Origin of the sequence: Streptomyces sp. CA-181903, assembly GCF_050937075.1 — a bacterium.
Lineage (GTDB): Bacteria > Actinomycetota > Actinomycetes > Streptomycetales > Streptomycetaceae > Streptomyces.
The window spans coordinates 948332-973425 of the sequence record NZ_JBNJLY010000001.1; the positions used below are offsets into that span (position 1 = coordinate 948332).

At 73.5% G+C, this 25094-nt stretch carries 25 protein-coding genes and 1 pseudogene; 13 read left to right on the top strand and 13 right to left on the bottom strand.

Translation table 11 applies throughout. From position 1 onward, the window contains the following. Window positions 1–31: 31 nt before the first annotated feature. Window positions 32–598 carry a GNAT family N-acetyltransferase gene (locus ACQEVS_RS04000; RefSeq protein ID WP_433015283.1) on the bottom strand — a complete coding sequence of 189 codons (567 nt, stop codon included), beginning with the start codon at window positions 596–598 and terminating at the stop codon, window positions 32–34. 80 nt (window positions 599–678) lie between these two features. Here ACQEVS_RS04000 and ACQEVS_RS04005 point away from each other — a divergent pair, with 80 nt between their 5' ends. The 3 genes from ACQEVS_RS04005 to ACQEVS_RS04015 all read left to right on the top strand — a co-directional run bounded on the left by ACQEVS_RS04005 (window position 679) and on the right by ACQEVS_RS04015 (window position 2930). Continuing rightward, on the top strand, window positions 679–1071 hold the full coding sequence (locus ACQEVS_RS04005) for a VOC family protein (protein ID WP_433015286.1): 393 nt from the start codon (window positions 679–681) through the stop codon (window positions 1069–1071). A gap of 158 nt (window positions 1072–1229) precedes the next feature. Further along, a complete protein-coding gene (locus ACQEVS_RS04010; protein WP_433015289.1) occupies window positions 1230–1841 on the top strand; it encodes a DUF5134 domain-containing protein in 612 nt (203 codons plus the stop codon). A gap of 150 nt (window positions 1842–1991) precedes the next feature. Beyond that, window positions 1992–2930, top strand: a complete 939-nt coding sequence (locus tag ACQEVS_RS04015; RefSeq protein ID WP_433015292.1) for a M56 family metallopeptidase — start codon at window positions 1992–1994, stop codon at window positions 2928–2930. Between the two features lie 195 nt (window positions 2931–3125). Here the strand turns inward: ACQEVS_RS04015 and ACQEVS_RS04020 are convergent, their stop codons facing one another. The 4 genes from ACQEVS_RS04020 to ACQEVS_RS04035 all read right to left on the bottom strand — a co-directional run bounded on the left by ACQEVS_RS04020 (window position 3126) and on the right by ACQEVS_RS04035 (window position 6052). Next, a complete protein-coding gene (locus tag ACQEVS_RS04020) occupies window positions 3126–4307 on the bottom strand; it encodes a hypothetical protein (protein WP_433015295.1) in 1182 nt (393 codons plus the stop codon). A 331-nt stretch (window positions 4308–4638) separates the two neighbouring features. After that, entirely contained in the window at window positions 4639–5343 is a 705-nt protein-coding gene (locus ACQEVS_RS04025) for a hypothetical protein (protein ID WP_433015298.1), read from the bottom strand. Further along, complete coding sequence (locus tag ACQEVS_RS04030) at window positions 5340–5858, bottom strand: RNA polymerase sigma factor (protein ID WP_223770083.1); 519 nt, start codon at window positions 5856–5858, stop codon at window positions 5340–5342. The genes ACQEVS_RS04025 and ACQEVS_RS04030 overlap by 4 nt, the downstream gene beginning before the upstream one ends. A 29-nt stretch (window positions 5859–5887) precedes the next feature. After that, on the bottom strand, window positions 5888–6052 hold the full coding sequence (locus ACQEVS_RS04035; RefSeq protein ID WP_433015302.1) for a hypothetical protein: 165 nt from the start codon (window positions 6050–6052) through the stop codon (window positions 5888–5890). Window positions 6053–6482: 430 nt separating this feature from the next. Between ACQEVS_RS04035 and ACQEVS_RS04040 the strand changes: the two genes are divergently transcribed. The 6 genes from ACQEVS_RS04040 (at window position 6483) to ACQEVS_RS04065 (ending at window position 11810) form a co-directional block, all read left to right on the top strand. Beyond that, window positions 6483–7442 carry a hypothetical protein gene (locus ACQEVS_RS04040; RefSeq protein WP_433027240.1) on the top strand — a complete coding sequence of 320 codons (960 nt, stop codon included), beginning with the start codon at window positions 6483–6485 and terminating at the stop codon, window positions 7440–7442. Window positions 7443–7653: 211 nt separating this feature from the next. Continuing rightward, window positions 7654–9105, top strand: coding sequence for an amino acid permease (locus tag ACQEVS_RS04045; RefSeq protein ID WP_433027243.1), 1452 nt, complete (start codon window positions 7654–7656; stop codon window positions 9103–9105). Window positions 9106–9149: 44 nt separating this feature from the next. Next, window positions 9150–10010: a GNAT family N-acetyltransferase gene (locus ACQEVS_RS04050; protein ID WP_433015305.1), complete on the top strand. Its 861-nt coding sequence runs from the start codon at window positions 9150–9152 to the stop codon at window positions 10008–10010. Window positions 10011–10238: 228 nt separating this feature from the next. After that, window positions 10239–10715: a hypothetical protein gene (locus tag ACQEVS_RS04055; protein ID WP_433015308.1), complete on the top strand. Its 477-nt coding sequence runs from the start codon at window positions 10239–10241 to the stop codon at window positions 10713–10715. 174 nt (window positions 10716–10889) lie between these two features. After that, window positions 10890–11108: a MazG-like family protein gene (locus ACQEVS_RS04060; protein ID WP_433015311.1), complete on the top strand. Its 219-nt coding sequence runs from the start codon at window positions 10890–10892 to the stop codon at window positions 11106–11108. Window positions 11109–11153: 45 nt separating this feature from the next. Further along, complete coding sequence (locus ACQEVS_RS04065; protein ID WP_433015314.1) at window positions 11154–11810, top strand: hypothetical protein; 657 nt, start codon at window positions 11154–11156, stop codon at window positions 11808–11810. Window positions 11811–11817: 7 nt separating this feature from the next. Here the strand turns inward: ACQEVS_RS04065 and ACQEVS_RS04070 are convergent, their stop codons facing one another. Then, entirely contained in the window at window positions 11818–12642 is an 825-nt protein-coding gene (locus tag ACQEVS_RS04070; protein ID WP_433015317.1) for an alpha/beta fold hydrolase, read from the bottom strand. Window positions 12643–13430: 788 nt separating this feature from the next. Here ACQEVS_RS04070 and ACQEVS_RS04075 point away from each other — a divergent pair. Next, window positions 13431–14123 carry an HAD family hydrolase gene (locus ACQEVS_RS04075; RefSeq protein ID WP_433027246.1) on the top strand — a complete coding sequence of 231 codons (693 nt, stop codon included), beginning with the start codon at window positions 13431–13433 and terminating at the stop codon, window positions 14121–14123. A gap of 39 nt (window positions 14124–14162) precedes the next feature. Here ACQEVS_RS04075 and ACQEVS_RS04080 read toward each other — a convergent pair whose 3' ends face one another. Both ACQEVS_RS04080 and rox read right to left on the bottom strand, forming a co-directional pair. Then, window positions 14163–14729, bottom strand: coding sequence for a glycoside hydrolase family 25 protein (locus tag ACQEVS_RS04080; protein ID WP_433015320.1), 567 nt, complete (start codon window positions 14727–14729; stop codon window positions 14163–14165). A 207-nt stretch (window positions 14730–14936) separates the two neighbouring features. Then, the gene (gene rox / locus ACQEVS_RS04085; RefSeq protein WP_433015323.1) at window positions 14937–16403 is read right to left on the bottom strand and encodes a rifampin monooxygenase; all 1467 of its coding nucleotides are present in this window, start codon (window positions 16401–16403) and stop codon (window positions 14937–14939) included. A gap of 666 nt (window positions 16404–17069) precedes the next feature. On the opposite strand from rox, the gene ACQEVS_RS04090 reads away from it, so the two are divergent. Beyond that, window positions 17070–17321: a DUF397 domain-containing protein gene (locus tag ACQEVS_RS04090; protein ID WP_433015326.1), complete on the top strand. Its 252-nt coding sequence runs from the start codon at window positions 17070–17072 to the stop codon at window positions 17319–17321. 23 nt (window positions 17322–17344) lie between these two features. Here ACQEVS_RS04090 and ACQEVS_RS04095 read toward each other — a convergent pair whose 3' ends face one another. Together ACQEVS_RS04095 and ACQEVS_RS04100 are read right to left on the bottom strand one after the other, a co-directional pair. After that, window positions 17345–18031 (bottom strand): NAD(P)H-dependent oxidoreductase, encoded by a 687-nt coding sequence (locus ACQEVS_RS04095; protein ID WP_433015329.1) that lies wholly within the window; start codon window positions 18029–18031, stop codon window positions 17345–17347. A 59-nt stretch (window positions 18032–18090) separates the two neighbouring features. Then, the gene (locus ACQEVS_RS04100; protein WP_433015332.1) at window positions 18091–18423 is read right to left on the bottom strand and encodes an ArsR/SmtB family transcription factor; all 333 of its coding nucleotides are present in this window, start codon (window positions 18421–18423) and stop codon (window positions 18091–18093) included. A gap of 164 nt (window positions 18424–18587) precedes the next feature. On the opposite strand from ACQEVS_RS04100, the pseudogene ACQEVS_RS04105 reads away from it, so the two are divergent. After that, a pseudogene (locus ACQEVS_RS04105) lies at window positions 18588–19420 on the top strand (alpha/beta fold hydrolase). Beyond that, complete coding sequence (locus ACQEVS_RS04110) at window positions 19413–19967, top strand: TetR/AcrR family transcriptional regulator (RefSeq protein ID WP_433015335.1); 555 nt, start codon at window positions 19413–19415, stop codon at window positions 19965–19967. Before ACQEVS_RS04105 ends, ACQEVS_RS04110 begins: the two are co-directional and overlap by 8 nt. On the opposite strand, the gene meaB is transcribed toward ACQEVS_RS04110, so the two are convergent. The 3 genes from meaB to mutA are packed head-to-tail and all read right to left on the bottom strand — an operon-like array spanning window position 19942 to window position 25041. Then, window positions 19942–20970 (bottom strand): methylmalonyl Co-A mutase-associated GTPase MeaB, encoded by a 1029-nt coding sequence (gene meaB, locus ACQEVS_RS04115; protein WP_433015338.1) that lies wholly within the window; start codon window positions 20968–20970, stop codon window positions 19942–19944. The genes ACQEVS_RS04110 and meaB overlap by 26 nt on opposite strands. Before the next feature lie 16 nt (window positions 20971–20986). Next, window positions 20987–23179, bottom strand: coding sequence for a methylmalonyl-CoA mutase (gene scpA / locus ACQEVS_RS04120; RefSeq protein ID WP_433015341.1), 2193 nt, complete (start codon window positions 23177–23179; stop codon window positions 20987–20989). Next, window positions 23179–25041 (bottom strand): methylmalonyl-CoA mutase small subunit, encoded by a 1863-nt coding sequence (mutA, locus tag ACQEVS_RS04125; RefSeq protein ID WP_433015344.1) that lies wholly within the window; start codon window positions 25039–25041, stop codon window positions 23179–23181. The genes scpA and mutA overlap by 1 nt, the downstream gene beginning before the upstream one ends. Window positions 25042–25094 lie beyond the last annotated feature (53 nt).

The window sequence follows — 25094 nt, forward strand, 5'->3', positions numbered from 1 at the left end:
CGTCCGGCGGCCGTCCGTCACCGGAGGCGGACTACGGCAGTTCCTTCACCAGCAGCTCGAACTCCAGGTCCGCGCGGCGCGGAATGCCGAAGCGCTCGTCGCCGTACGGGAACGGGACCATCTTCCCGGTCCGCCGGTATCCCCGCCGCTCGTACCAGGCGATCAGCTCCTCGCGCTGCCGGATCACCGTCATGTGCATCTCGCGGACGCCCCACTCGGCCCGCGCCACCCTCTCGGCCTCGGTGAGCATCACCCTGCCGAGCCCCGCGCCCTGGAGGGCGGGCCGGACCGCGAACATGCCGAAGTAGGCGTGCTCGCCGCGGTGTTCGATGTGGCAGCAGGCGGCGGGGGCCTTGGCGTCCTCCGGGTCCTCGGCCAGCAGCACCCGGCCGTCCTCGGCGGTCACCACGGCGGTGACGCCCTCCTCGTCGGTGCGCTGCCCGCCCAGGAGGTCCGCCTCCGTGGTCCAGCCCACGCGGCTGGCGTCCCCGCGGTAGGCGGACTCGATCAGGGGGACGAGCGCGGGGACGTCGGCCGCGGTCGCGGCGCGGATCACCGGCCGGTCCTGGCCGGCGCGGGTGGTCTCCGTGGCTTCCATGGTGGTGCGGGGGTCCTTTCCCGGGGCGGGTGCGGTCGCTCCCGAGACTAACCGCAGGCCGGTGCGTACAGTCGGACGGCATGGTGCACGTACTGAGCGGCAGGGTGTTGCTGAGACCGACCGATCCGGAGCGCTCGCGGGCGTTCTACGGCGGGGCGCTGGGCCTCGCGGTCTACCGGGAGTTCGGCACGGGCGAGGAGCGCGGCACCGTCTACTTCCTCGGCGGCGGCTTCCTGGAACTCTCCGGCCGCGCGGAGGCGCCGCCGGCGCCGGGGCTGGAGCTGTGGCTCCAGGTCGCCGACGCGGAGGCGGCGCACGACGAACTCCGGGAGCGCGGCGTGCGGATCCTGCGGCCGCCCGAGCGGATGCCCTGGGGACTGATCGAGATGTGGATCGCCGATCCCGACGGGGTGCGCATCGTGGTGGTGGAGGTGCCGGAGGGGCATCCGCTGCGGTACCGGCCGGGCATCTGACGTACGCCGTAACGGCGTTCGGGCTCCACGGCTCTCCAAGGCAGGGCGCGCGCCAGACCCACCGCGCCCCCGCGCTGCGCCCGTGCGCTCCCGTACGAACCCCTCGACGGGGGCATTCTGCCCAGGGGAGCACACGTCGGGGGACGAGGAGGCGGGGCGTGCACGGACCACCGCTGGTCGGGTGGCTGCTGGTGGTGGTGGGCACCGCGGCGGGCGTGTACTGCCTGCACCGGGCCCGGTCCGGCGCGGCGGGGGAGCGCCGGGCCGCCCGGGGAGACGCGGTGATGGGGCTGGGCATGGCGGCCATGGCGGCCCCGGTGACGGTGCCGGCGGGCCGGCCCTGGGGATCGGTGGCCTTCGCGGCGCTGTTCGCGGCGGCGGGGGCGCGGGCGCTGGTGGCGGCCCGGCGCGGCGCCGACGCCCACCGACTGCACCACGCGGTGGGGGCGTTCGCGATGGTGTACATGGCGCTCGCCATGGCGGGTGCGCCGGCGGCCGGCCACGGCGGGGCCGGCCACGGTGACGGCCACCACCCGGCCGGAACACCGCTGTTGACGGGATTGCTGCTGGTCTACTTCGCGGTGTACGTGGTGCGGACGCTCGCCGCGATCGTCCCGGTGCCGGCGGCGCGGGCGGCACCTCCGCCCGGGCCGTCCCCCGCGCCCCCGGGGATGACCGCGCCGCCGTGGGCGCGCGACCGGCTCGAACTCACCGGCGCCTGCCGGGTTTCCATGGGGATAGGGATGCTGGCGATGCTATTGACGATGTAAGGGGCGCATGGGAGCCCCAGCCGAGCCCTCGGCCAAAAGGCGTAGGTCCCACCAGTGCACGCGGACGTGTAGGTCCACTACTGTTCTGCTCCAGCACTGGACCCACAGGACTCCACGCCGCCGTGGACGAATCCGAGGGAAGGCACACCCATGCTCGTCCCGCTCGCGCTGCTGGCCCTCGGCGCGCTGCTCGCCTCGCTCGCCCCCCGTGTCCTGGCCCGCGCCGACTGGCCCGACCGCGAGCCGGTGCTGGCCCTGTGGGTGTGGCAGTGCGTGGTCGCCGCCGTCCTGCTGTGCTGCGCGCTCGCCATGGCCCTGAGCGCCGCCGCGGCCTGGGAGGCCGTGCGCGGCAACGTGTTCGCCCCCGCGCCGAGCGGCGTGGTCGAGGCGTACGCCCTGGGCGGCTACGGCGCGTTGGCCGCGCCCATGGCCGTCGTGCTCGCCTGCGGGGCGGTGTGGACGGCCGCCATGCTCACCCGCGAGATCCGCGGCGCCCGCGCCCGGCGCCGGCAGCGCCGGGCCGGCCTCCTCGTCCGCTCGCCGCGGCTGCCCGGCGAGGAGCCGGGCGGCGAGCGGCTGATGCTGCTGGAATCCGAACGGCCCGACGCGTGGCTGCTGCGTGGCGGCCCCGCCCCGCAACTCGTCATCACCACCGGCGCACTGCGCCGGCTCGACGACTCCCAGCTCGACGCGCTCCTCGCCCACGAGCAGGGCCACGTCCGGGCCCGCCACGACTGGCTCCTCCACTGCTCCTCCGCGCTCGCCAACGGCTTCCCCCAGGTGCCCGTCTTCGCCGCGTTCCGCGACCGGGTGCACCACCTGGTGGAACTGGCCGCCGACGATGTCGCCTCGCGGCGGTTCGGGCGGCTGACCACGGCGCTCGCGCTCGTCGAACTCAACGAGGACCGGGGGGTGTTCGACCCTTGCGCGGCCCGGATGTCGCAGCTGCCGGGGCGGGTGGACCGGCTGCTGGCCCCGGGGCCGCGGCTCACTCCGGCCCGCCGGCTGCGGTTGACCGCCACGGCGGCGCTCGTGCCGTTCGTCCCGGTGCTCGTGACGTTCGTGCCGGGGTTGCGGGCGCTGGGGTAGGCGCCTGCGGCGGGCTGTGCCCCGGCCCCTCCCCTTCGCCGTTTCCCGGGGGCAAGCCCCCAGACCCCCTTGATCGCGGCCTCGCCGCTCGTCCTCGAACGCCGGACGGGCCTGATTTACGCGCCCGGGCGCGTGCTTCAGCCTGTCCGGCGTTCGAGGACAACCACGCGGAGCGCGGTTTGAGGGGTCTGGAGGTCACCACTCGACGATGACGAACCCGCTCTTGCCGGCCGTTCCTTCGACACCGGCCTCGCCCGGCTCACCACTCCAGCCGTCCTTGACGTTCTGGCCGTGCTTCGCCTGGCCGCTGCCGCCCTGTCCGCCGCTTCCCGCGTAGCCTCCGTGACCACCGCGGCCACCACGGCCACCACTTCCGTAGGACCGGCCGTGCGGCCCGCCGGCGCCCCCGCCCCCGGCCCCGCCGGAACCGCCGGAGAACGCCGACCCTCCGTAGCCGCCGTCCTTGCCATAGCCACCGAAGGTGCCCCGGCCTCCGGCGCTGCCGCTGCTCCCGCTCGCGCCGTTCACGACTTCGAGGGGGAGCGCCGGATCGCCCTTGGGGGTCTGGCAGACGAACTGGTCCTGGGCCTGGAAGCGCCCCCCGGCGCCGCCCAGCCCGCCGACCGTCTCCCGGCCGCCCTTCCCGGGGGATCCGCTACTGGTCTCACCGTTGTAGCCGCCCTCACCGCCTTCCCCGCGCACACCGCCCTTGCCGAGCCCGCCGCTAGGGCCCGCGGGTGCCGCGACGAGCAGGTGATCCGCCCCGTCACGCACGGAGGACGCGTAGAAACGCTCCATGAAACGGACGCGAGGGGCTTGACCGTCGCCGCCGGCGCCGCCGTCACCCCCGTTGGTGCCGCCGCCGAAGGTACTGCCGCCTCCCTTGCCGGGCTTGCCGGCGCTGCCGCCCTCTCCCTTGGTGCCGCTGGTGCGGCCGTGTCCCGGCCAGATGTACAGGGTCCGGTCCTTCAGCCCGTCGGTATGGCACTTGATGAATCCGCCCGCGCCTCCACCGCCGCCGGCACCACCGCCCCCACCACCGGAACCCGCTCCTCCGCCGCCTCCTCCGGACCTGGTACCCGGCTTCCCACCGCCGCCACCGCCGCCGCCTCCACCGCCACCGGCACCGCTGCCGCCCGCGCCACCGCCGCCCCAGGCCGACACCGTGACCGCCGTCACGCCCTTGGGCACCTTCCAGGTGTGGACCAAACCCGTGAACGTGAACATTTTCCGGCCGTGCTGGGGCGCGGCCTGGGCGGGTGCGGCGGCCTGGCCGCCAAGGAGGCTCGCGGCGACGAGGCTCGCGGCGAGCAGGGTGCGGGAAGCGGACCGGGCGCGTCGGGCCGGTCCGTCTTCCTGGTTCAGCAGGCCGTTCATGGTGGCTCCTGTCATGCCTGTCCGGGGCCACGAGAGGTACCGGTGCGATGACCGGGCAGTCAAAACGTCCGACCGGAAATCGGTGCCTCACATGCGAACTCCTGCGTTGGCATCCGTACACCTGCCCCACAACAGCTGACGCTCAGGCCGCCCTTCACCCACCGCGAACCGCCGTAAACCCGCTCGCCCGCGTGAACCCCACCCGCTGCCGCTGACCGTCCTTCGCCTGAACGGCTGTCCGGCCTCGGCCGCCTTGACCTCACCCCGCGTTCGGCTTCGGGGGTGCGGGGTGAGGCCCCCGCGAGAAACGGCGAAAGGGCGGGTCCGGGGCTCAGCAAACCGCCGTCAATTCACCGATCCGCTCCGGGAAGTCCGGCTGCGGCAGCGGCAGATCGACCTCCTCGACGAAGCCGAGCGCGTCCGGCACGTAAGCGATCACCGCCGTCGCAGCCGGCGAGAACCCCTCCCCGTCCCGCAACCCGTCCAGCATCTGGAGCGCCATGTTGAGATCGTTCCGGTCGATCTCCTCCGGAGTCTCCGGCATCAGCGCCTCCAGCCCCGCCTGCCGTCGCCACAGCTCCGCCTCCCGCCGCTCGCCGAGCGCCATGTGGTGCAGGTAGAGGCAGCAGGCCGCGCCGGTGTCGTCGGCGCCGGCGCCGAACTGCCACCAGAAGCGGGCGCTGTCCTCGCGGTCGGCGAGCTGGAGGACGCAGCCGAGGACGAGGGCGCCCTCGGGTTCGAGGAGGCGGTCGGCGAGGAGGGCGCCGAGCTTGTGGAGGTCGTGGGCGACGACGGTCTTGCAGAGGCTGCGGAGCCGGCGGTAGAAGGCGCGGTGGGGCAGGTAGTTGCGGTGGGCGGCGCGGACGGCGGCGGTGCGCGCCGGTTCCATCTGGTCGTCGAAGTACAGGGCGCCGTGCCACATGCGCTCGGTGAGCCGGACGGCGAGCCGGGTCTCGGCACGGTCGACCTCCGCGCTCGGGTAGGGGCGCGGGTCGAGCCGGGCCTTGGCCAGCACGTGGTCGAGTGTTCCGGTCACCGGTGCTCCTCTTCTCTCTCCAGTCCGAGCGCGTCGTGCAGGCGGTGGCGGGCGTGCCGGGCGGTGGAGCGCACCCCGCCCTCGGTGATGCCCATGATGTCGGCGGTCTCCCGGACGCTGTAACCGAGGCAGTAGTGCAGGACGATGACGTCGTGCTGGCGCGCCGGCAGGGCGCAGATCGCCTTGTAGACGGACAGGCTCTGCTCCAGTTCGCCGATGGGGTCCACGGCGTGGCGCAGGGCGGTGGTCTCGAAGGCCGCGGTGTCGATGACGGTGGGGCGGCGGCCGCGCGCCCGCGCGCAGTCGATGGTCCGGTGTCTGACCACGGCCCAGGCGTAGGCATTGGGGTTCTCGGTTCTCAGGACCTCGGTCCAGGTGAAGTACAGGTCCTCGAAGGCCTGGTCGACGGCCTCCTCCGCGTCGTGCCGGTTGCCGAGGTAGAGCTCGGCCCAGTGCACGTAGGCGGCGCGGTAGAGCTGGTGGAACGCCCGGTAGTCGGCGGGCAGTCCGGTCACGGGAAACGTACTCGCTCGGGAGGGTGCCGTCACCTCTCGCCTCCCCGCCGCCCGCGGGGGCCGCGGCGCAGTTCGCTCATGCCGATGCGGACACCGGCGGCGGCGGCGCGGCGCAGCAGGGCGAGGGCGTCACTGCCGAAGACGCGTGCGAAGACCGCCGCGCTCAACAGGTCGGCCGTGTGATGTGGGTTCACGGAACTGGTGGTCCCTCCGGTCGTTTTGATCATGTACCGGGCCGACGGGCCGCTGCCGAGTCCGCCGTGCCGCACGGGGAGGCGTCGCGGTGGCGCGCTCTCTTCCCCTTCGCCGGTAATGGCGTTCCACAGGGGTGTTTCGTGCATCGGACCAACGTAAAGTCTTACGGAAGGTTTTGCTCCGGTTACCCTGAGCCAAGCTGTGGGAGGTGACAAAAATCGAAAGTATGCGGGATTGGATCGTCCGGATGCCTCTCCGGGAGCGGCCGTCCTGAGTAGGGTGGGGTTCACGGCCGGTGAGCGTCCGACCACGCGCGGGGTCCGGACGCCGTCCGGCTCGGGCGAGTTGCGCGGTTCCGGTGCGGTGCGATTCCGGTGCGGCGCGTCCCGGCGGGACGCGTCCCGATGGGCGACAGGGTGGCAGGTGAGCATGGTCGCTGGCTCGTTCGAAGGTCGGTACGTCTGGCATCCGGCCGCCGACGACCACGAGTTGGCCCAGGCGTGCGTCGAGGTGCAGGCGGGCCGGTACCACAGCGCCCACGCGGTCCTGCACGACGTCCGGGACGACTTCGGGACGCGGGCGCACCGCTCGCTCGTCCTCGCCTCGATGGCCGCCGACTCGGACTTCGCCGAACGCTGGCTGGCCGAGGAACCCGGCCCGGACTCCGCCCTGTTGTGGGCCCGGGTGGCGATGTTACGGGCGTTGCGGATGGCCGACAGCCGGGACCGCAGGACGGCGTCCCTGCTGCGGATCGCCGAGGCGGCCTGCGACCAGGCCGCGCAGCTGGCGCCCAAGGACCCCACCCCCTGGGTGGCCCGGCTGGCGCTGGCCCGCACCGGCCGGGTCCGCGACCCCGCTCCCCCGGGGATGCTCACCGCGCCGTCCGGCCCGTGGTCGCTGTTCTCCCGGGCCCTGGCGCTGGACCCGTGGAACCGGGAGGCGCACCACCGCTTCCTCTCCTTCTACTTCGCCCGCCACGGCGGCTCGGCCAGCGCCCGCTGGGACGTGGCCGAGTTCCTGGCCAACCGCTCCCCCGCCAACTCCCCGCTGCGGCTGCTGCCGTTGGTGACGCTGGTGGAGGACTACGACCCGCGCGCCGACCCGTTCGCGGACCGCGCCTGGGGCCAGCGCCGCTGGCGGACACTCGCGCTGGAGGTCTACGCGCGGTGGCTCCCCGAGGTGCCCGGGTACCGGTTCACGCCCGTCCTCGACCTCGCCTACCTGGCGCACGCGCTCTCCATGGCGGGCTGCCTCGACGAGGCCCGCACGGTCTTCACCACCATGGGCCCCTACGCGTCCCGCATGCCGTGGAGCGTCTTCGGCAGCCCGGAGGAACAGCTCAGCAAGGCCCGCCGGCGGTGCGGACTGCCGGCGCCCGGCTCGCCCTGACCGGCCGCCGGGCCGTACCACCCGCAGCACCGGAAGCACCCGCGCCACCCGCACCACCGGACGTCGCGTGAGCCGCCCGGCGTCCGGCCCCGTCCCCCGTCCCCCTCGCAGAAAGCCGCTGTCCGTGTCGGAGTCCTTCTCTCCCGCTCACGCCCGAGTCCACCGGCAGGCCGCCCACGTCGCGATGGACGACGACGCGACGCTGCACGCCATGGGTTATCCGCGCAAACTCACGCGCAGATTCCGGGCGTTCGACAACTTCGCCATCTCCTTCACCATCATCAACATCCTCTCCGGGATCTTCTCCTCCTTCGGCTTCGGAATGAACGCCGGCGGCCCCCGGATCCTGGTCTTCGGCTGGATCGGCGTCTCGGTCATGGTGCTGTTCGTCGGCGCCTCGATGGCCGAGATCGCCTCCGCCTATCCGACCAGCGGCGCGCTCTACTTCTCCGCGGGCAAGCTCGCCAAGCGGCACAAGGGCGCCTGGTCCTGGTACACGGGCTGGCTCAACTTCATCGGGCAGGTCGGCGGCACCGCCGCCACCGACTTCGCCGCCGCCACCTTCATCCAGTCGTTCGTCGCCCTGCAATGGCCGTCGTACGAGCCGACGGCCCAGCAGACCGTCGGCATCACCGCCGTCATCCTGCTGGTCCAGGCCCTGGCCAACACCTACACCGTGCGGCTGGTCGCCATCGTCAACCGGATCTCCGTGTGGTGGCTGCTGATCGGCCTGGTGGTCATCGTCGCCTGCCTGATCGCCGTGCCCTCCGAGCACCAGTCCGCCTCCTTCGCCACCCACTTCGTCAACAACACCGGTTTCTCCAACGCGGTCTACGCCGGCATGCTGGGCCTGCTGGTGACGAGTTGGACGTTCACCGGGTTCGACGGCAGCTTCCACATGTCGGAGGAGACCGTACGGGCCACGGTGAACGCGCCGCGCGGCATCGTCCGGGCCATCGGCTGCTCCGCCCTCACCGGCCTCGTCCTGGTGCTCGCCCTGGTGTACGCCGTCCGCGACTACGCCTCCGAGGCCGCCGCCCCGGCCCCGCCGGTGCAGATCCTCATCGACGCGCTCGGGCTGACCACGGCCAAGCTGCTCCTGCTGCTCGTCATCGGCGCCATGCTCTTCTGCGGCCTCGCCAACATGACCAGCAACACCCGGCAGATCTTCGCCTTCTCGCGCGACGGCGCGATGCCCGGCTCCCGGCTGTGGCACTCCGTCTCGGACCGCACCCGCACCCCCGTCAAGGCGGTGTGGCTGGCGGCGGCCTGCGCCCTGATGCTCGTCATCCCCGGCTGGTGGTCGCACGTCGCCTTCACGGCCGTCGTCAGCGTCAACGTCGTGGGCCTGTTCCTCGCCTACGGCGTGCCGATCTTCCTGCGGCTGCGGCTGAAGGACTTCGAGCCCGGGCCGTGGCACCTCGGCCGGTTCGGACGGCCGGTGGCGTTCGTCGCCGTCGCCTGGATCGTGATCAGTAACCTGCTGTTCATGCTGCCGCAGGCGTCCCCGATCACCGCCGAGTCCTTCAACTACGCGCCGATCGCGCTGGGCGTGGTCCTGCTGATCGCCACGGTGTGGTGGTTCGCGTCCGCGCGGCGGCGCTTCAAGGGGCCGGTCAGCTACGGCAGTCCGGACGAGGTGGCGGCGATGGACCTCATCTGACCCCCGCACCACCCGACGTACACACCGGAAGGAACTCCAGCACCATGCACCCCATCGACGCAGCCGACCTCACCGTCACCACCGCCTCGGCCGAGGACTGGCGGCAGGTCGTGGCGTGGGCCACCGAGGAGGGGTGGAACCCCGGCCACGGCGACGCCGACCGCTTCCTCCCCACCGACCCGGAGGGCTTCTTCACCGGCCGGCTCGACGGACGGATCGTCACCGCCATATCGGTCGTCAACCACGGTCCGGACTACGCCTTCCTGGGCTTCTACCTCGTCGCCCCGGAACAGCGCGGCCGCGGCCTCGGCCTGGCCACCTGGCGCGCGGCCTTCCCGCACGCGGGCACCCGGACGGTGGGCCTCGACGCGGTGCCGGAGCAGGAGGAGACGTACAAGCGCTCCGGGTTCGTCCCCGCCTACCGCACCCTGCGCTGGACCGGCCGCCCGGCCAGGAGTGGCACCACGGCGGCCGGCGTCCACCCCGTCACCCCGGACCGCCTCGACCCCGTCGCCGCCTACGACCGGGGCTTCTTCCCCGTCGAGCGCCGCGCCTTCCTCGCCCGCTGGCTCGACGGCCCCGGCCGCGCCGCCCGGGTGCTGCTGCGCGACGGGCGCGTCACCGGCTACGGCCTGATCCGCCCCTCCGAGGACGGCCACCGCATCGGCCCCCTCTTCGCCGACACCCGCGAGGACGCCGAGGCCCTCTTCGACGCCCTCACCGCGCACCTCGGCCCCGACGAGGAGGTCTGCCTCGACATGCCCGAACCGAACACGGCGGCCGCGGCCCTCGCCGAGGGCCGCGGCCTGACCACGGACTGGCACTCCGTCCGGATGTACGCGGGCCCGGTCCCGGCGACGCCGGCGGAGCGGGCGTTCGCGGTGACGAGCCTGGAGCTGGGGTAGGGCGTACGCGCGGGGAACGGCCCGGCCGGTTCTCCGCGTGGGAGAACCGGCCGGTACCCCAGGGGTCCCGAAGGCCCCGGGGATCAGTACCCGCGTTCCGCCGGGGACGCCCGGGAAACCGGGTGTTCATAGGACGTCCCAGCCCATGACCTGCGATATCGCCGCGTTCCCTGCGGCAGGAGTGGGACGGCGAGTCACGCGCCGACGAGTCGCACTAACGTTCCGCCAATGGAATGGACGAGTCTTGTCGGCACGGCCCTGGGCGCGATCATCGCCACCGCCTCGGGTGCCCTGCTGGAGCGCCGGCGCTGGCGGCGCGAGCGCGGGGAGCGCGACGCGGCGGTGCGGCGCGCGCTGTACGCCGAGTACCTGGCGGGTCTGGCGGAGGCGCGGTCCGCGGGGGCGGTGCTGGCCCGGAACACGGCCATGGATCCGGCGGACCGGTTCACCACCGCCCGGGAGGCGTTCGCGCCCTGCATCCGGCTGCGGTACCAGATGGCCATCACCGCCCCGGCGGACGTCGTCCGGGCGTCCGACGAGGCGTTCCGCCGTCTCCGCGACTTCCGGGACCGCGTCATCGAGGGCGCGGGCGAGGCCGATTCGGCGTACGTGGACGGCAAGTCGGCCTACAACGAGGCGTTGTCGGCGTTGCAGGAGCTGATGCGGCAGGATCTCGTCGACGAGGACACCGGCTCGCGCCGGTGAGCAGCCCGCCGCTTCCGGCTGAGAGAGGTTCACCCGTGACATCCGCCCCCCGACAGCGAATCCGCCCTCTGGGCCACGGCCCGCCGCTCCGCCGCCGCCCTGGACGCCGCCAACGGCACGGGCGCGCACGAGACCGCGCTGCGGCTGCTCAAGCTGAGCGAGGAGGTGGGCGAGGTGCATCAGGCATACATCGGCATGACGGGCCGGAACCCGCGGAAGGGCGTCACCCACGACCGATCGGACGTGATCGCGGAACTCTGCGACGTCATCATCACCGCGGCCACCGCCCTCCACCTCTTCACCGCCGACCCGGCCGGCGCGCTGGAGGAACACGCGGGACGGGTGGGACGACGGGTGGCGGAGTGGCCGGGCCCGGCGATGCGTGATCATTAGGGAGGTCGGCCGCGCCGTGCGGTCCGGAGCAGGGGGGCGCGCCGCATGGGAATCGGTGACTGGAGGATCTGGCAGTCGCCCGTCGGCGCGACCCTCGGGTGCGCGTCGGTCGCGGTCCTGACGCTCGGGCCCATGGTGGCCGTCGCGGCGATGGTGATCTCCCACTACGAGACGCCGCAGGAACAGGACACCCCGCTCACCGCGGACAGCAGCCTGATCGGGCTCTGCGAGCTGCCGCCGAAGTACTTCCCGAAGACCACCGGCCCGTCGGCCGTCGACCCCACGTCCGTCTGGCTCTACCACAGCCAGAACGGAGGGAACCCCGGGCGGGACCGCATCGACATGAGCTCCCGCCCCGACGGCCCGCGGCTCGGCTGGAGGCAGCGGGACGCCCGCCGCGTCCGGTTCGTCGGCTGCACCGGAGTGGACAAGGACAGCCACTACGACTCCGGGCTGACCTGCTCCTACGGGGGCCGCACCGTTCACCTGCAAACCGGCCCCTACTCGCTGGAGCTCCGTGCGGTCCGCGACGGGCACGTCGTGGCCTCCGGGGAGATCACCCCGGCCCGTCCGCACTGCCCCACCGAGGACGCCTTCCACGCCTACGGCGCCCCGGACGAGGCGTACGCCACCCCGACGCCCAAGGAGTACCAGACCGTCTTCGAGCGGCTGGTCAAGGGCGCGGAGGACAGCGGAGACTGATCAGCCGTCAGCCGTGCTCCGGGCGGAACGACGGGCAGCCCTTCGCCGACGTCCCGCCGTGCGCGCCGAGGAACGCGAGCACGTCGCAGAACGATCGCCCCAGCACGTCGTCGTGGCCGGCGCCCGCGTACGTCCGCTCGGTGACCGAAGGCGACCCGAGCGCACGGAGATTCCGGGCGACTTGGGCCGTCCACGCGGCGGGCACGTCCTGGTCGGCGGCGCCCTGGACGATCAGGACGGGGGCGTGGACGGCCGCCCGGTCCGGATTGCCGTAGGCCGCCATCTTGTCGCCCACGAAGGCCAGTTGGGTGTGGTCGAGCGGCAGCGCCTGCTCGGTGGTGGTCCGGGCGAGAGCGGGGTGCGGGGCGATCAGGCACTCCTCGAAGACCTGGCGCGCGGTCCGGGTGGCGGACGGGCCGAGCAGCCGGGCCAGGTCGACGCCGGGATCGGTCGCGCTCAGTCCGGCCAGCGAGTAGAGGGCGAACGCCAGACTGCCCGGCTGGTGGGCGGCGATGACGCCGGGCAGCATCGCGTCGAGGTGGCTCGCCGGCGCGACGGCGACCGCGCCCCCGAACCGGGTCCCGGGCGCCCGTCCGGCGGCGCGAGCGGCGAAGAGCGCGGCCTGCCCGCCCTGGGAGTGCCCGACGGCGAACCACGTCGGCGCGAGGTCCGGGAGCAGCCGGCGCGCGGCGGTGACGCTGTCGACGACCGCGTTGCCCTCGTCCGGCCCGACCAGGTACGTGTGCGGGCCGGGGGTGCCGAGCCCCGGGTAGTCCGTGGCCACCACCGCGTAACCGGCCCGCAGGAAGGCGCCCGCCTCCTGGGCGTACACGGGGAACCCGAGGTCCGCCGCCTGCGACGGCGCGCACGCGTCCGCGATGCCGGTGGTGCCGTGCGCCCAGGCGAGGACGGGCCGGCCGCCCGGCGGCGGAGCGCCCGGGGGACGAGGAGGGTGCCGCTGACGGCGATGTCCTTGCCGTGGGCGTCGGTGGAGTGGTGGAGGACGGTCCACCGCTCGGCCGCCCCGGTCCGGGGGTCGGGCCCGTGCCGGGTGGCCGCGATCGGGGTGCCGGGCGGGGCCGGGGGCAGGGGCTGCGGCACCCGGTAGGTGTGCCCGTCGAGCCGGACCTCGGCCGGGGGTCCCCGGCGCCCGCGGCCCCCGCCGGACCGGAGCCGTCGGCCGAACAGCCCGCCGCGGCGAGCGCGACGGCGGTCACCGCGGCCAACGGCCAGGCGGGCCGGCGGCGCCGCGTACGGCCGCGATCGGATATGTCCCCGGGGCTGGTCGTCCTCACGGCGCGCGTTCCCTCCATCTGGGCGATGGAACCGAACCCAGCGTCCCATCCGCCCCGGTAGCCCGCAGGAGGCATCGTCCGGACGGGTGACGGGCGGGGATCGGCTTGGGCGAGGGGCTTGCGACGCGGGCTCGGGGCGGGGGCGGGGGCCGGGGCCGGGTCGCGGCCGGAGCCGGGCCGAGGCCGGAGCTGGGCCGAAACCGGAGCCGGGGGTTCCCGGACCGGGGGTTCCTGAACGGGGCCCCGAACCGGGGGCTCCCGACCGGGGGCCCTGGACCCGGGCATCCGAGCCCCCCAAACCGCCTGGCAGGCTGCCGCCATGACCATGACGGGTGTGCTCTTCGACTTCTCCGGAACCCTCTTCCGCATCGAGTCCCCCACCGCCTGGCTCCGCCACGCCGCCGGCCGCCGCGGCCTGCCCCTGCCCGACGGGGAACTCACCCGCCTCGCCGCCGCCTTGGCCGCGGCCGGCGCCCAGCCGGGCGGCCCGCCACCGGCGGCCGTTCCCGCGCACCTGGCGGACGCGTGGGCACTCCGCGACCGCTCCGCCGCCGAACACCGCGCCGCCTACCTGGGCCTGGCCCGTGAAGTCCCGCTCCCGGACAAGGGGTTGTACGAGGCGCTGTACGCGCGCCACATGGAACCCGACGCGTGGCTGCCGTACCCCGACGCGCCCGGCGTCCTCGCCTCACTGCGGGAGCGCGGCATACCGGTCGCCGTCGTGAGCAACATCGGCTGGGACCCGCGGCCGGTGTTCCGCGCGCACGGGCTGCACGCGTATGTGGACGCGTACGCGCTCTCGTACGAGCACGGTGTGCAGAAGCCGGACGCCCGCCTCTTCCGTACCGCCTGCCGGGCGATCGGGCGGCGGCCCGAGGACGTCCTGATGGTCGGGGACAGCGCGGCGGCCGACGGCGGCGCGGCGGCGATCGGCTGCGCGGTGCGGCTCGTCGAGCACCGGCCGGCGGACGAGCGCCCGGACGCCCTCCGCCGCGCGCTGGACCGGATCGTGGCCTGACCTCGAAGTCGCTCCGGAAGCCGCGCCGGAAGCCGTGGATCAGGTGGCCGCCCGCGCCTCCCGGCGCGCCCAGGCCCGCAGCTCCGCCCGGTCCGCGAACCGGGCGACGTTGCGGTCGATCCCGCCGGACGTGCCGTACTGGTGGAACGTCCACGGGAACTGCACGCCCGGCCGGCCCGCGGCGTGGTCGGGGTCGGCGATCCAGAGCCCGTCCCCGGCGCGGCTGGTGGTGTCCCGGTGGAACCAGAAGTCCCGGTTGCAGTAGAGGACGACCCGGTGCCCCGGCGCCCGCGCGCCCACCCGGGCGAGCCAGCGGTCCTTGTCGGCGCAGGAGACGCCGTCCTCCTCCCAGTCGAGAGCGAGGACGTCCCCCGCTCTCAGCGCTATCTTGCCCAGGAAGCGGTCCGCCTGCGCGGACATGGATCCCGGCGTGACGTAGTGGTAGTACCCGACCACCAGCCCGGAAGCCCGGGCCCGGTCCCGCTGCGCCACCCACTTGGGGTTGGTGTAGGACATGCCTTCGGTGACCTTGACGAAGGCGAAGTCCTGTCCTGCGACGGGGTAGTTCTCGCTCTGGTAGCTGCTGACGTCGACACCGTGGATCATGACGGGCTCCGAGCTCCTAGCGTGACACGTACACGTCACGTGAGTGCCCGGTCGCCCGCCCTGTCAACAGCACGGATCGGCCACGAACCGGTACCGGTTGGGGCGGCCCGTTCCAGACAGAACCGCCCGCCTCAGAGGGATCCGTTCACCTCGGCTCGCATCGCTCGCCTCAGCCCGTATCCCTCACCCCAGAGAGCGGCACCAGCCTCAGGCGGCAGCTCCGAACCACCGGGGCAACCGCTCCAGCAGCTCCCCCTGGTCGTCACCGGCCCAGGCGACATGCCCGTCCGGCCGCAACAGCACCGCCGGCGCGTCCAACTCCTCGGCGACGTCCACGACATGGTCGACCCGGTCCGCCCAGCCGTCCACCGAGAGCAGGCCGGTCTGGTCGAGGAGGAGGCCGCGGCCGCCGCGCATCAGCTCGTAGAGGCGGCCGTTCTCCTTCAGGGGCATGTCGCGCAGCCGGCGGCCGAGCAGGTCGTGACCCTCGCCGAAGTCGTAGCGGACCCCGACCGCGGTGATCATCGCGGTCACGTGCCGGTTGACCTCCTCGAAGCCCATCAGTTCGGTGAAGAGCTCACGCAGGGCGACGGCGCCCGGGTCGGTCCCCAGCAGGGTGATCTGCGCGCGGGTGTTGGCCAGGACGCGGGCGCCGACGGGGTGGCGTTCGGCGTGGTAGCTGTCCAGGAGCCCGTCGGGGGCCCAGCCGGCGACCTCGGCGGCCAGCTTCCAGCCGAGGTTGAACGCGTCCTGGACACCGAGGTTGAGGCCCTGGCCGCCGGTCGGCGGGTGGATGTGGGCGGCGTCGCCGGCGAGCAGCACCCGGCCGGACCGGTAGCGCTCGGCCTGCCGGGTGGCGTCGCCGAAGCGGGAGAGCCAGCGCGGCGAGTGCACGCCGAAGTCGGTGCCGGCGACCTCCCGCAGCCGCTGCTTGAACTCGTCCAGGGTCGGCGGCGCCGTCCGCTCCTCCGACACGCCCGCGGCGGGCACGACGACGCGGAACGTACCGTCCCCGTTGGGGATCGTCCCGAACCGGAGCTGCGTCTTGCGGACTTCCTCGACGACGGCGGCCACCTCATCCGGGTCGTCGCCCAGTTCCATGTCGCCCAGCATCGTCTCGACCGTCGCGGGCTCACCGGGGAAGCCGACGCCGAGCAGCTTCCGTACCGTGCTGCGGCCGCCGTCGCAGCCGACGAGGTAGCGGGAGCGCAGCCGGATGGTTCCCCCGCCGGCTACGCCCTCGTCGGCGGGGGTGCCGCCACGGGCCAGTTCGACGGTCACCCCGTCCTCGTCCTGCTCCAGGCCGACGACCTCGTGGCCGCGCCGGATCTCGGCGCCGAGCTCCCGCGCGTGCTCCTCCAGCAGCCGCTCGGTCACCGGCTGCAGGGTGGACAGGCCGTACGGATGCCCCGTGTCCAGCCCCTTCGGCCACGGCTTGGCGATACCGCCGAAGAGACCGCCGACCTGGAACCTCTCACTCACCTCAAGGAACCGGTCCAGCAGGCCCCGCTGGTCCATCAGCTCGACGCTGCGCGTGTGCAGGCCGCGTCCCCGGGACTCCTTGGTCGGCTCGGCCAGCCGCTCCAGCACGACCACGTCCACACCGTGCAGCCGCAGCTCGCCGGCCAGCATCAGACCGGTCGGACCGCCGCCGACCACGATTACGTCGAACATCCCCACGCCCACTTCCACGAGATCGCCATGCGCCCGGCCGCGGAAGGGCGTGATTCCGCCGTTTCCGCAGCTCTCCGGGCTTCGACTGGAGATTCTGCGGCATGACCGGGGCCTTGCCGCAAGGCCCCCCGTGCGCTATAAGTTAAGAGTGGCGAGGAGCGGACTCCTCGCCTTCGTCATTTCCGCGTCTCTGTATGTCCGCGGCCTATCAAGGTGCGGCGGCGGCCTGCCTCGGATGACGGCTCACATCGCCGGCCAGGTGGTTACGGACCCGGCGCTCCGCGAAGCGCCACCGCCCCTCGTGGCGCTCGAAGCGGTCGCGGTGACGGCCTGCGGCGATGGGCCGCAACGGCGGGGCGGGCAGCGCTTGCGGCACGGTGACGTACGCACCCGCGACCGCCGTGCCCGCCTGTTCGTCGCCTCGACGGCGATGTTGTTGACGGCGTGGGGGCTCCCCCCGGTGGGTGGTCTCCTCTGGCGGGCGTTCCCCTCCGGTTGGCGTTCCCTCCGGTTGGCGGCGGGACGGCTCGCAGCCTGCCATGCCCGATGGAGGGAACGTGGGATGGGCGGACGGACGACCTACCCATCGGGCGCCTCCTCGGGGAGGCTGGCAACCGTGCACGCCGAGGCGACGCCGTCAGCGGCCGTCAGCGAAGGAGAGTCACCGTGACCCGCACGCCCGCAGTCGCACGCGGCGCCACCGTATGGCGCCGGTCCAGTCACAGCGATCCCGGCCGGGGCGAGTGTGTCGAGGCGTCCGACCGTTTCGCCGACAGGGTGCTCATCCGGGACAGCAAGAACCCCGGCCGGGCGATCCTGATCTTCCCTCTCGCCTGCTGGCGCGCCTTCACCGAGGCGCTGTCCCGGCCGGAACGCCTGCGGGACTACGGGGAGTTCCCGTGGGCGGGTGACGGATGACGGGATGACGCCTGCCGGGAGGATCAGGCGGCCGCCGGTTCCGCCGCGGGGACGTCGCCGAGCGCCGCGAAGGTTTCGCGGACGGCTTCCAACGCGGTCAGGCGGTCGGCGTCGGACATACGCGTCGGCCCGTAGGTGACGACGGGCGGCAGCACCTCGTAGCCGACGAATTCCAGCATCCCGCGCCGGATGTGGTACAGGAAGTCGTCGATCGCCCCGAACGACCCGCCCCGGGCGAAGGACTCGGCCGTGCCGCCGGTGGTCACGAGGACCATGGCGCGCTTGCCACGCAGGGCGCCCCGGTCGAAGACGCCGTGGTCGCCGCCGAAGACCGCCCCCATGGCGAAGACGCGGTCGATCCAGCCCTTGAGGATCGCGGGCATCGAGAACCACCAGAGAGGGAACGACAGCACCAGCAGATCGGCGTCGAGCACCGCGTCCAGATGGGCCCGCACCTCGACGGGCAGGGTCCCCTCCCGGACGGCCTTCCGCTGCTCGGCCTGCGGCTTGAAGTGCCCGTCGACCGGCCCGAACTCATACCGGTCGAGGACCGGGACCCACCCGTCGGCGTAGAGGTCCACCACCCGCACGGAGTGCCCGGAGCGCCGCAACTCCTCGGCGGCGACCTGCATTTGGGACGTGCTGAAGGAGCCGGGCTCGGGGTGGGCGTGCACGATCAGGGCGGACTTGCTCGGTGTCGTCGCATCCATGGAGAGAATCGTATCGCCATATCTCGATACGTCGATAGGTTAACCGGCGCGTGAACCGCTCAGATCTGCTCACCGATCGCCTCCGCCAACCGCCGCAACCGCCCCTCGTCCCGCCGGTAGTGCGTCCACTTGCCCACCCGGGTGGACCGGACCAGCCCCGCCCGCTCCAGAGCGGCCATGTACGAGGAAACGGTCGACTGGGCCAGCCCGCTCTTGGCCTGGATGTGACTGACGCACACACCGACGACCTGCCGGTCGGCGATCGGCTCGTACGCCGCGAACTCCCGTTCCGGATCCCTCAGCCACCGCATGATCTGCAACCGCACCGGATTGCCCAGCGCCTTGAACGCCTCCACCAACTCCTCGCCCCGCCCCACCACCTCGTCACCCACGGCCGGCCTTCCTTCCTTCGACTTTCCACCCATTCTCGACACACCACGCTATCCCGACGCCCACCCGGCCTCGCCGCCTCCGCCGCACTCACGGCCGACGCTTGCCAACGAAAGCTAAGGATGTTAGCTTTGCGGCTAACAACATAAGCAAGCACGGGGGAACCATGACCGAGTACCTGACCATCCGCGGCAGGCGGATCGCCTACGACACCGCCGGCGAAGGCCCGCTCGTCCTGCTCGCGCACGGGATGGGCGACAACCGGCACGCGTACCGGGACGTGGCCGACGCGTTGGTCGCGGCGGGATACCGGGTCGCTCGGGCGGATCTGCGGGGACACGGGGAGTCGGACACCGAGTGGGAGGCGTGGTCGCGGACGGAGGTGGCGGGGGACCTCTTGGCGCTGGTGCGACGGTTGGGGGGTCCCGCCGTCCTCGTGGGGCACTCGTTCGCCGCCGGTGCGGGCGTGATCGCCGCGGCCGAGGAACCCGGGCTCGTCCGTGCCGTGGTGGGCATTGGGCCGTTCACCCGCGCCCAGCGGGTCGACGCGGGCGCACTGGTCTCCCACGTCCGGTACCGGAAGGGGCTCGCCCTGCTGCTGGGCGCCTGCATGTTCCGCAGCGTCGGGTTGTGGAAGCGGTACCTCCGGCACGCCCATCCCACCGGCGTCGAGCCCGCCCGCCTCGCCGCCCTGGAAACGGAGTTGCGCAGACCGGGACGGATGACCGTCGTCGCCCGGATGGGCGTGTCCGCGCCCTCCGACGCCGGGGCCCGGCTCGCCGACGTCCGGTGCCCGGTGCTGATCGTCCAGGGGACCCTGGATCCGGACTGGCCCGACCCCCGGGCCGAGGGGAGGGGATCGTGGCGGAACTCCCGCCCGGACTCGGCCGGTTGGAGATGATCGAGGACGCCGGGCACTATCCGCACGCCGAGTGCCCCGACCGCGTCACCGCCGCCCTGCTGGCCTTCCTCGGCCTCGGGGACGGCGTCCGTGCCTAGGGCCGCCCTGTCCCCCGACGCCGTCGTCGACATCGCCCTCGCGATCGTCGACGAGGGCTCCCCCGCCGCCCTGACGCTGTCCGCCGTCGCGGGCCGGGCCGGTGTCGCCACCCCGTCGCTCTACAAGCACGTCCGCAACCTCGCCGAACTCCGCGACCTGATGTCGGCACGGATCCTGGACGACCTCACGGACGAGGTCGGCCGGGCCGTGCTCGGCCGCTCGGCGGACGACGCGATCCGCGCTCTGATGCTCGCCTGGCGGGACTGGGCGCTGCGGCACCCGCACCGGTACGCGGTACTCGTGCAGCGGCCCGAGCCCCGGACAGCCGAGGCCGGGGATCGCCTGCTCGGGATCGTGTTCGCCGCGCTCCGCGCCTACGGCATGGAGGAGTCGGCGGCCGTCCACGCGACCCGCTGTCTGCGGGCCGCGCTCCACGGCTTCGCGGTGCTGGAGGCCGAGGGCGCGTTCGGGCTCCCCGAACGGCTGGAGGAGAGCTTCGACCTGCTGATCCATATGGTGATCAGCGGGCTGCGGACTCCCCGTTGACACCAGGGTCATCGGCCGCGACGCCCCGGAACGCCCCCAGGATCCGCTCCGCCGCCAGCGTCGCCGTCAACGTGCCGTCGCGCAGGGCCCGTTCGACGGCCGGGGTCACCGAGCGCACCCCCGGGTGGGCGTGCAGTTCGCCCAGGAGCTGGTCGCGGACCATGCCCCACGCCCACTCCACCTGCTGCTCGCTGCGTCGCCGGGCGAGTTCGCCCGTCGCCTCCAGGACGCGGCGGTGTTGTTCCAGGCGGTCCCACAGCGCGTCCAGGCCGGTGTTCTCGCGGGCGCTGCACGTGAGAACGGGCGGGTTCCAGGCGGCGTCGGGGGAGCGCAACAGCCGCAGCGCGCCGGCGAGTTCGCGGGCGGCGGACTTCGCGTCGCGCTCGTGCGGGCCGTCGGCCTTGTTGACGGCGACGAGGTCGGCGAGTTCCAGGACGCCCTTCTTGATGCCCTGGAGCTGGTCGCCGGTGCGGGCGAGGGTGAGCATCAGGAAGGTGTCGACCATGCCGGCGACGGCCGTCTCGGACTGGCCGACGCCGACGGTCTCCACAAGCACCACGTCGTAACCGGCCGCCTCCATCACCACGATCGTCTCGCGGGTCGCCTTGGCGACGCCGCCGAGCGTCCCCGCGGTCGGGGACGGGCGGACGAACGCGGCCGGGTCGACGGCCAGGCGCTCCATGCGCGTCTTGTCGCCGAGGATGCTGCCGCCCGTGCGGGTCGAGGACGGGTCGACGGCGAGGACGGCGACCCGGTGGCCGAGCGCGGTGAGCATGGTGCCCAGGGCGTCGATGAACGTCGACTTGCCGACTCCGGGCACGCCCGTGACGCCGATCCGCCGGGCCGCGCCGGCGTGCGGCAGCAGTTGCACCAGCATCCGCTGGGCGAGCTCCCGGTGGTCGGCGCGGGTGGACTCGACGAGGGTGACGGCGCGGGCGATGGCCGCCCGCTTCCCGTCGAGGACGCCCTTGACGACCGCGTCCAGGTCGATCGCGCGCGCCATCAGCCGGCCGCCCGGCTCACAGCTCGTGGCCGAGGGCCCCGGCGAGGGTCCCCAGCAAGTCGTGGGCGGCGTCGGGGATCACCGTGCCGGGCGGGAAGACGGCGGTCGCGCCCATCTCCAGCAGCGTCGGCACGTCCTGCGGGGGGATCACCCCGCCGACGACGATCATGATGTCCTCGCGCCCCTCCTCGGCCAGGCACTCGCGCAGCGCCGGCACCAGCGTCAGGTGCCCCGCGGCCAGCGACGAGACGCCGACGACGTGCACGTCCGCCTCGACCGCCTGCCGGGCGACCTCCGCCGGGGTCTGGAAGAGCGGGCCGACGTCCACGTCGAAGCCCAGGTCGGCGAAGGCGGTCGCGATCACCTTCTGGCCGCGGTCGTGCCCGTCCTGGCCCATCTTGGCGACCAGGATGCGGGGCCTGCGGCCCTCCTCCCGCTCGAACGCCTCGACGAGCGCGCGGGTGCGCTCCACGCCGGACGACGGTCCGGCCTCCTGCCTGTACACACCGGAGATGGTACGGATGCGGCCGGCGTGGCGTCCGTACACCTTCTCCAGGGCGTCGGAGATCTCGCCGACGGTGGCCTTGGCGCGGGCGGCGTCCACGGCGAGTTCGAGCAGGTTGCCGTCGCCGCCGGCGGCGCGGGTGAGGGCGTCCAGCGCGTCCCGGCAGGCGGTCTCGTCCCGCTCTTCCCGCAGCCGCCGCAGCTTCTCGATCTGCTGGGCGCGGACCGAGGAGTTGTCGACCTTCAGGACCTCGATCTGCTCGTCGCTGTCCACCCGGTACTTGTTGACGCCGATGACCGGCTGCCGCCCGGAGTCGATGCGGGCCTGGGTGCGGGCCGCCGCCTCCTCGACGCGGAGCTTGGGGATGCCGGCGTCGATGGCCTGGGCCATGCCGCCCGCCGCCTCGACCTCCTGGATGTGCTGCCAGGCCCGGCGCGCGAGGTCGTGCGTCAGCCGCTCCACGTACGTGCTGCCGCCCCACGGGTCGATGACCCGGCAGGTGCCGGACTCCTGTTGCAGCAGGAGCTGGGTGTTGCGGGCGATGCGCGCGGAGAAGTCCGTGGGCAGGGCGAGGGCCTCGTCCAGGGCGTTGGTGTGCAGCGACTGCGTGTGCCCCTGCGTGGCGGCCATCGCCTCGACGCAGGTGCGGGTCACGTTGTTGAAGACGTCCTGCGCCGTCAGCGACCAGCCGGAGGTCTGCGAATGGGTGCGCAGGGAAAGGGACTTGGGGCTCTTGGGGTCGAACTGCTTCACCAGCCGCGCCCAGAGCAGCCGCGCCGCCCGCATCTTCGCGATCTCCATGAAGAAGTTCATGCCGATCGCCCAGAAGAAGGACAGCCGGGGCGCGAACGCGTCCACGTCCAGCCCGGCGCCCATCCCGGCCCGCAGGTACTCGACGCCGTCGGCGAGGGTGTAGGCGAGCTCCAGGTCGGCCGTGGCCCCGGCCTCCTGGATGTGGTAGCCGGAGATGGAGATGGAGTTGTACCGCGGCATCCGCTGCGAGGTGTACGCGAAGATGTCGGAGATGATCCGCATCGACGGCTTCGGCGGATAGATGTAGGTGTTGCGGACCATGAACTCCTTGAGGATGTCGTTCTGGATGGTCCCGGCCAGCTTCTCGGGCGGTACGCCCTGCTCCTCCGCGGCGACGATGTAGAGCGCGAGGACGGGCAGCACGGCGCCGTTCATCGTCATCGACACGCTCATCCTGTCCAGCGGGATGCCGTCGAACAACTGCCGCATGTCGTAGATGGAGTCGATGGCGACGCCCGCCATGCCGACGTCACCGGTGACGCGCGGGTGGTCGCTGTCGTAGCCGCGGTGGGTGGGCAGGTCGAAGGCGACGGAGAGGCCCTTCTGTCCGGCCGCGAGGTTGCGGCGGTAGAAGGCGTTGGACTCCTCGGCGGTGGAGAAGCCGGCGTACTGCCGGATCGTCCACGGCTGGTTGACGTACATCGTCGGGTACGGGCCGCGCAGGTAGGGCGCGATGCCGGGGTACGTGCCGAGGAAGTCCAGGCCGTGCAGGTCCTCGCCGGTGTAGAGGGGTTTGACGCCGATGCCCTCCGGGGTCTCCCAGAGCAGGTCGCCGGCGCTCCGGCCGGTGCTCTCCTTCAGGGCCGCCCGCCACTGCCCGGCGTCGGCGGGGGCCTGCGCCCCGGGTCCGTCCGGTTCGAGGTCGATGCGGGAGAAGTCGGGGATGCTCATCACGCCACTCCGAGGTGGTCGAGGACGGAGGAGAGGAGGGCGACCGCGTCGTCGCCGGCGGAGACGAAGGCGTCGACGCCCGCGCGCCGCCAGTCGTCGCGCCGGTCCCCCGGGCGCCCGGCGAGGAACACCCGCGTCGCGCCCGCGGACTTGAGGGCGCGGGCGACGTCCTCCGCCTGCTCGGCGTAGAGCGCGTCGGAGGAGCAGAGGCAGGCGACGGCGGCGCCGCTGCGGCGGAACGCGTCGGCGGCGGTGTCCGCGTCGACGGTGACGGGGTCGTGGACGGGCTCGATACCGCCCGCCCGGAAAAGATTGGCGGCGAAGCCGGCCCGCGCGGTGTGCGCGGCGGCCGGGCCGAGGGCCGCGAGGAAGACGCGGGGACGGGCGCCGGTGGCGGCGGCGTGGGCGTCGGACCGGGCGCGCAGCGCCTCGAACGCCTCGTCGCGGCGGACGCGCGGAAGGCCGCCGGCGGGCGGCGCGGGCGCGGGCCGCCGCTCGACGGGTCGCTCGTCCAGGTGCGGGAACTCGCTGACGCCGGTGACCGGTTCGCGCCGGGTGGCGAGCCGGCGGGAGCGGTCCGCCCAGGTGGCGGCGAGCCGTTCACCGATCAGCCCCGAGCGCAGCGCGGCCTCCTGGCCACCGGCCCGCTCGATCTCCTGGAACCAGGCCCAGGCCGCGTGCGCGAGCTCGTCGGTCAGCCGCTCGACGTACCAGGAGCCGCCCGCCGGGTCGACGACCCGGGCCAGGTGCGATTCCTCCAGCAGGATCGACGAGGTGTTGCGGGCGATCCGGCGGGCGAACGCGTCGGGCAGGCCGAGGGCGCTGTCGAACGGCAGGACGGTGACGGCGTCCGCGCCGCCGACGCCCGCGCCGAGGCAGGCGACGGTGGTGCGCAGCATGTTCACCCACGGGTCGCGGCGGGTCATCATCACCGGCGAGGTGACGGCGTGCTGGCGCTGCGCACGGGCGGCCGGGGACGCACCGCAGACCTCGGCGACACGGGACCAGAGCCGGCGGGCGGCGCGCAGGGCGGCGACGGTGAGGAACTGGTCGGCGGTGGCCGAGAACCGGAACTCCAGCTGCCCGCACGCCTCGTCGACGTCCAGGCCGGCGTCGGTGAGGGTCCGGAGGTAGGCGACGCCGGTGGCGAGGGCGCAGCCGAGTTCCTGCGCGGTCGAGGCGCCTGCCTCGTGGTACGGCAGGGCGTCGACGACGAGGGCGCGCAGGCCGGGGAACTCCCGTGCGCAGCGCACCGCGAGGGTGGTGCCGGGGCCTTCGCCGCCGGTACGGGCGAGGGTGCCCAGCGGGTCGATGCCGAGGTTGGCGGGGACCGTGCCGGGCCGGATGCCCCGCTCCTCGTACAGCCGCAGCAGCGCCAGGCCCGCGGCCTCCGCGTCGGCCCCGGCGTCCAGGACGACGGGCGCGAGGTCGAGGTAGACGCCGTCCAGGGCGGTGGCGAGGCCGTCGACGGGGATGCCGGCGGGGCCCACGGTGAGCCAGAGGGAGGTGACGCCGTTCTCCAGGTCGGCCAGGACGGCGTCGTTGGCGCGGCGGGGGTCGGGCTCGGCGTGGAGCTGGCGTACGTCCCAGCCGGAGACCGCCGTTCCCTCGGGGCGCCCGCCGCGGACGAACGGCGGGAAGCCGGGGAGACCGGGGTCGGGTGCCGCGTCGTCGGCCGTGTAGAGCGGACGGGTGCTCAGCCCGTCCTGGAGGGCGGTGGCCAGCGCGTCCTCCGCCGCCGTTCCCCCGGCGTCCTTCCCCGCCTTGCGCAGTACGCCCTCGACGAGGCGCTGCCACTGCTCGCGGGTCGCGTCCGGGAATTCGGCGGCCAGGGAGAAGCCTTCTTCGGGCAGGACCGTCATGGGGGGAAGGCTAGGGGGTCGGGCGCGCCCGGCAGCAGAGGATACGGCTGTGA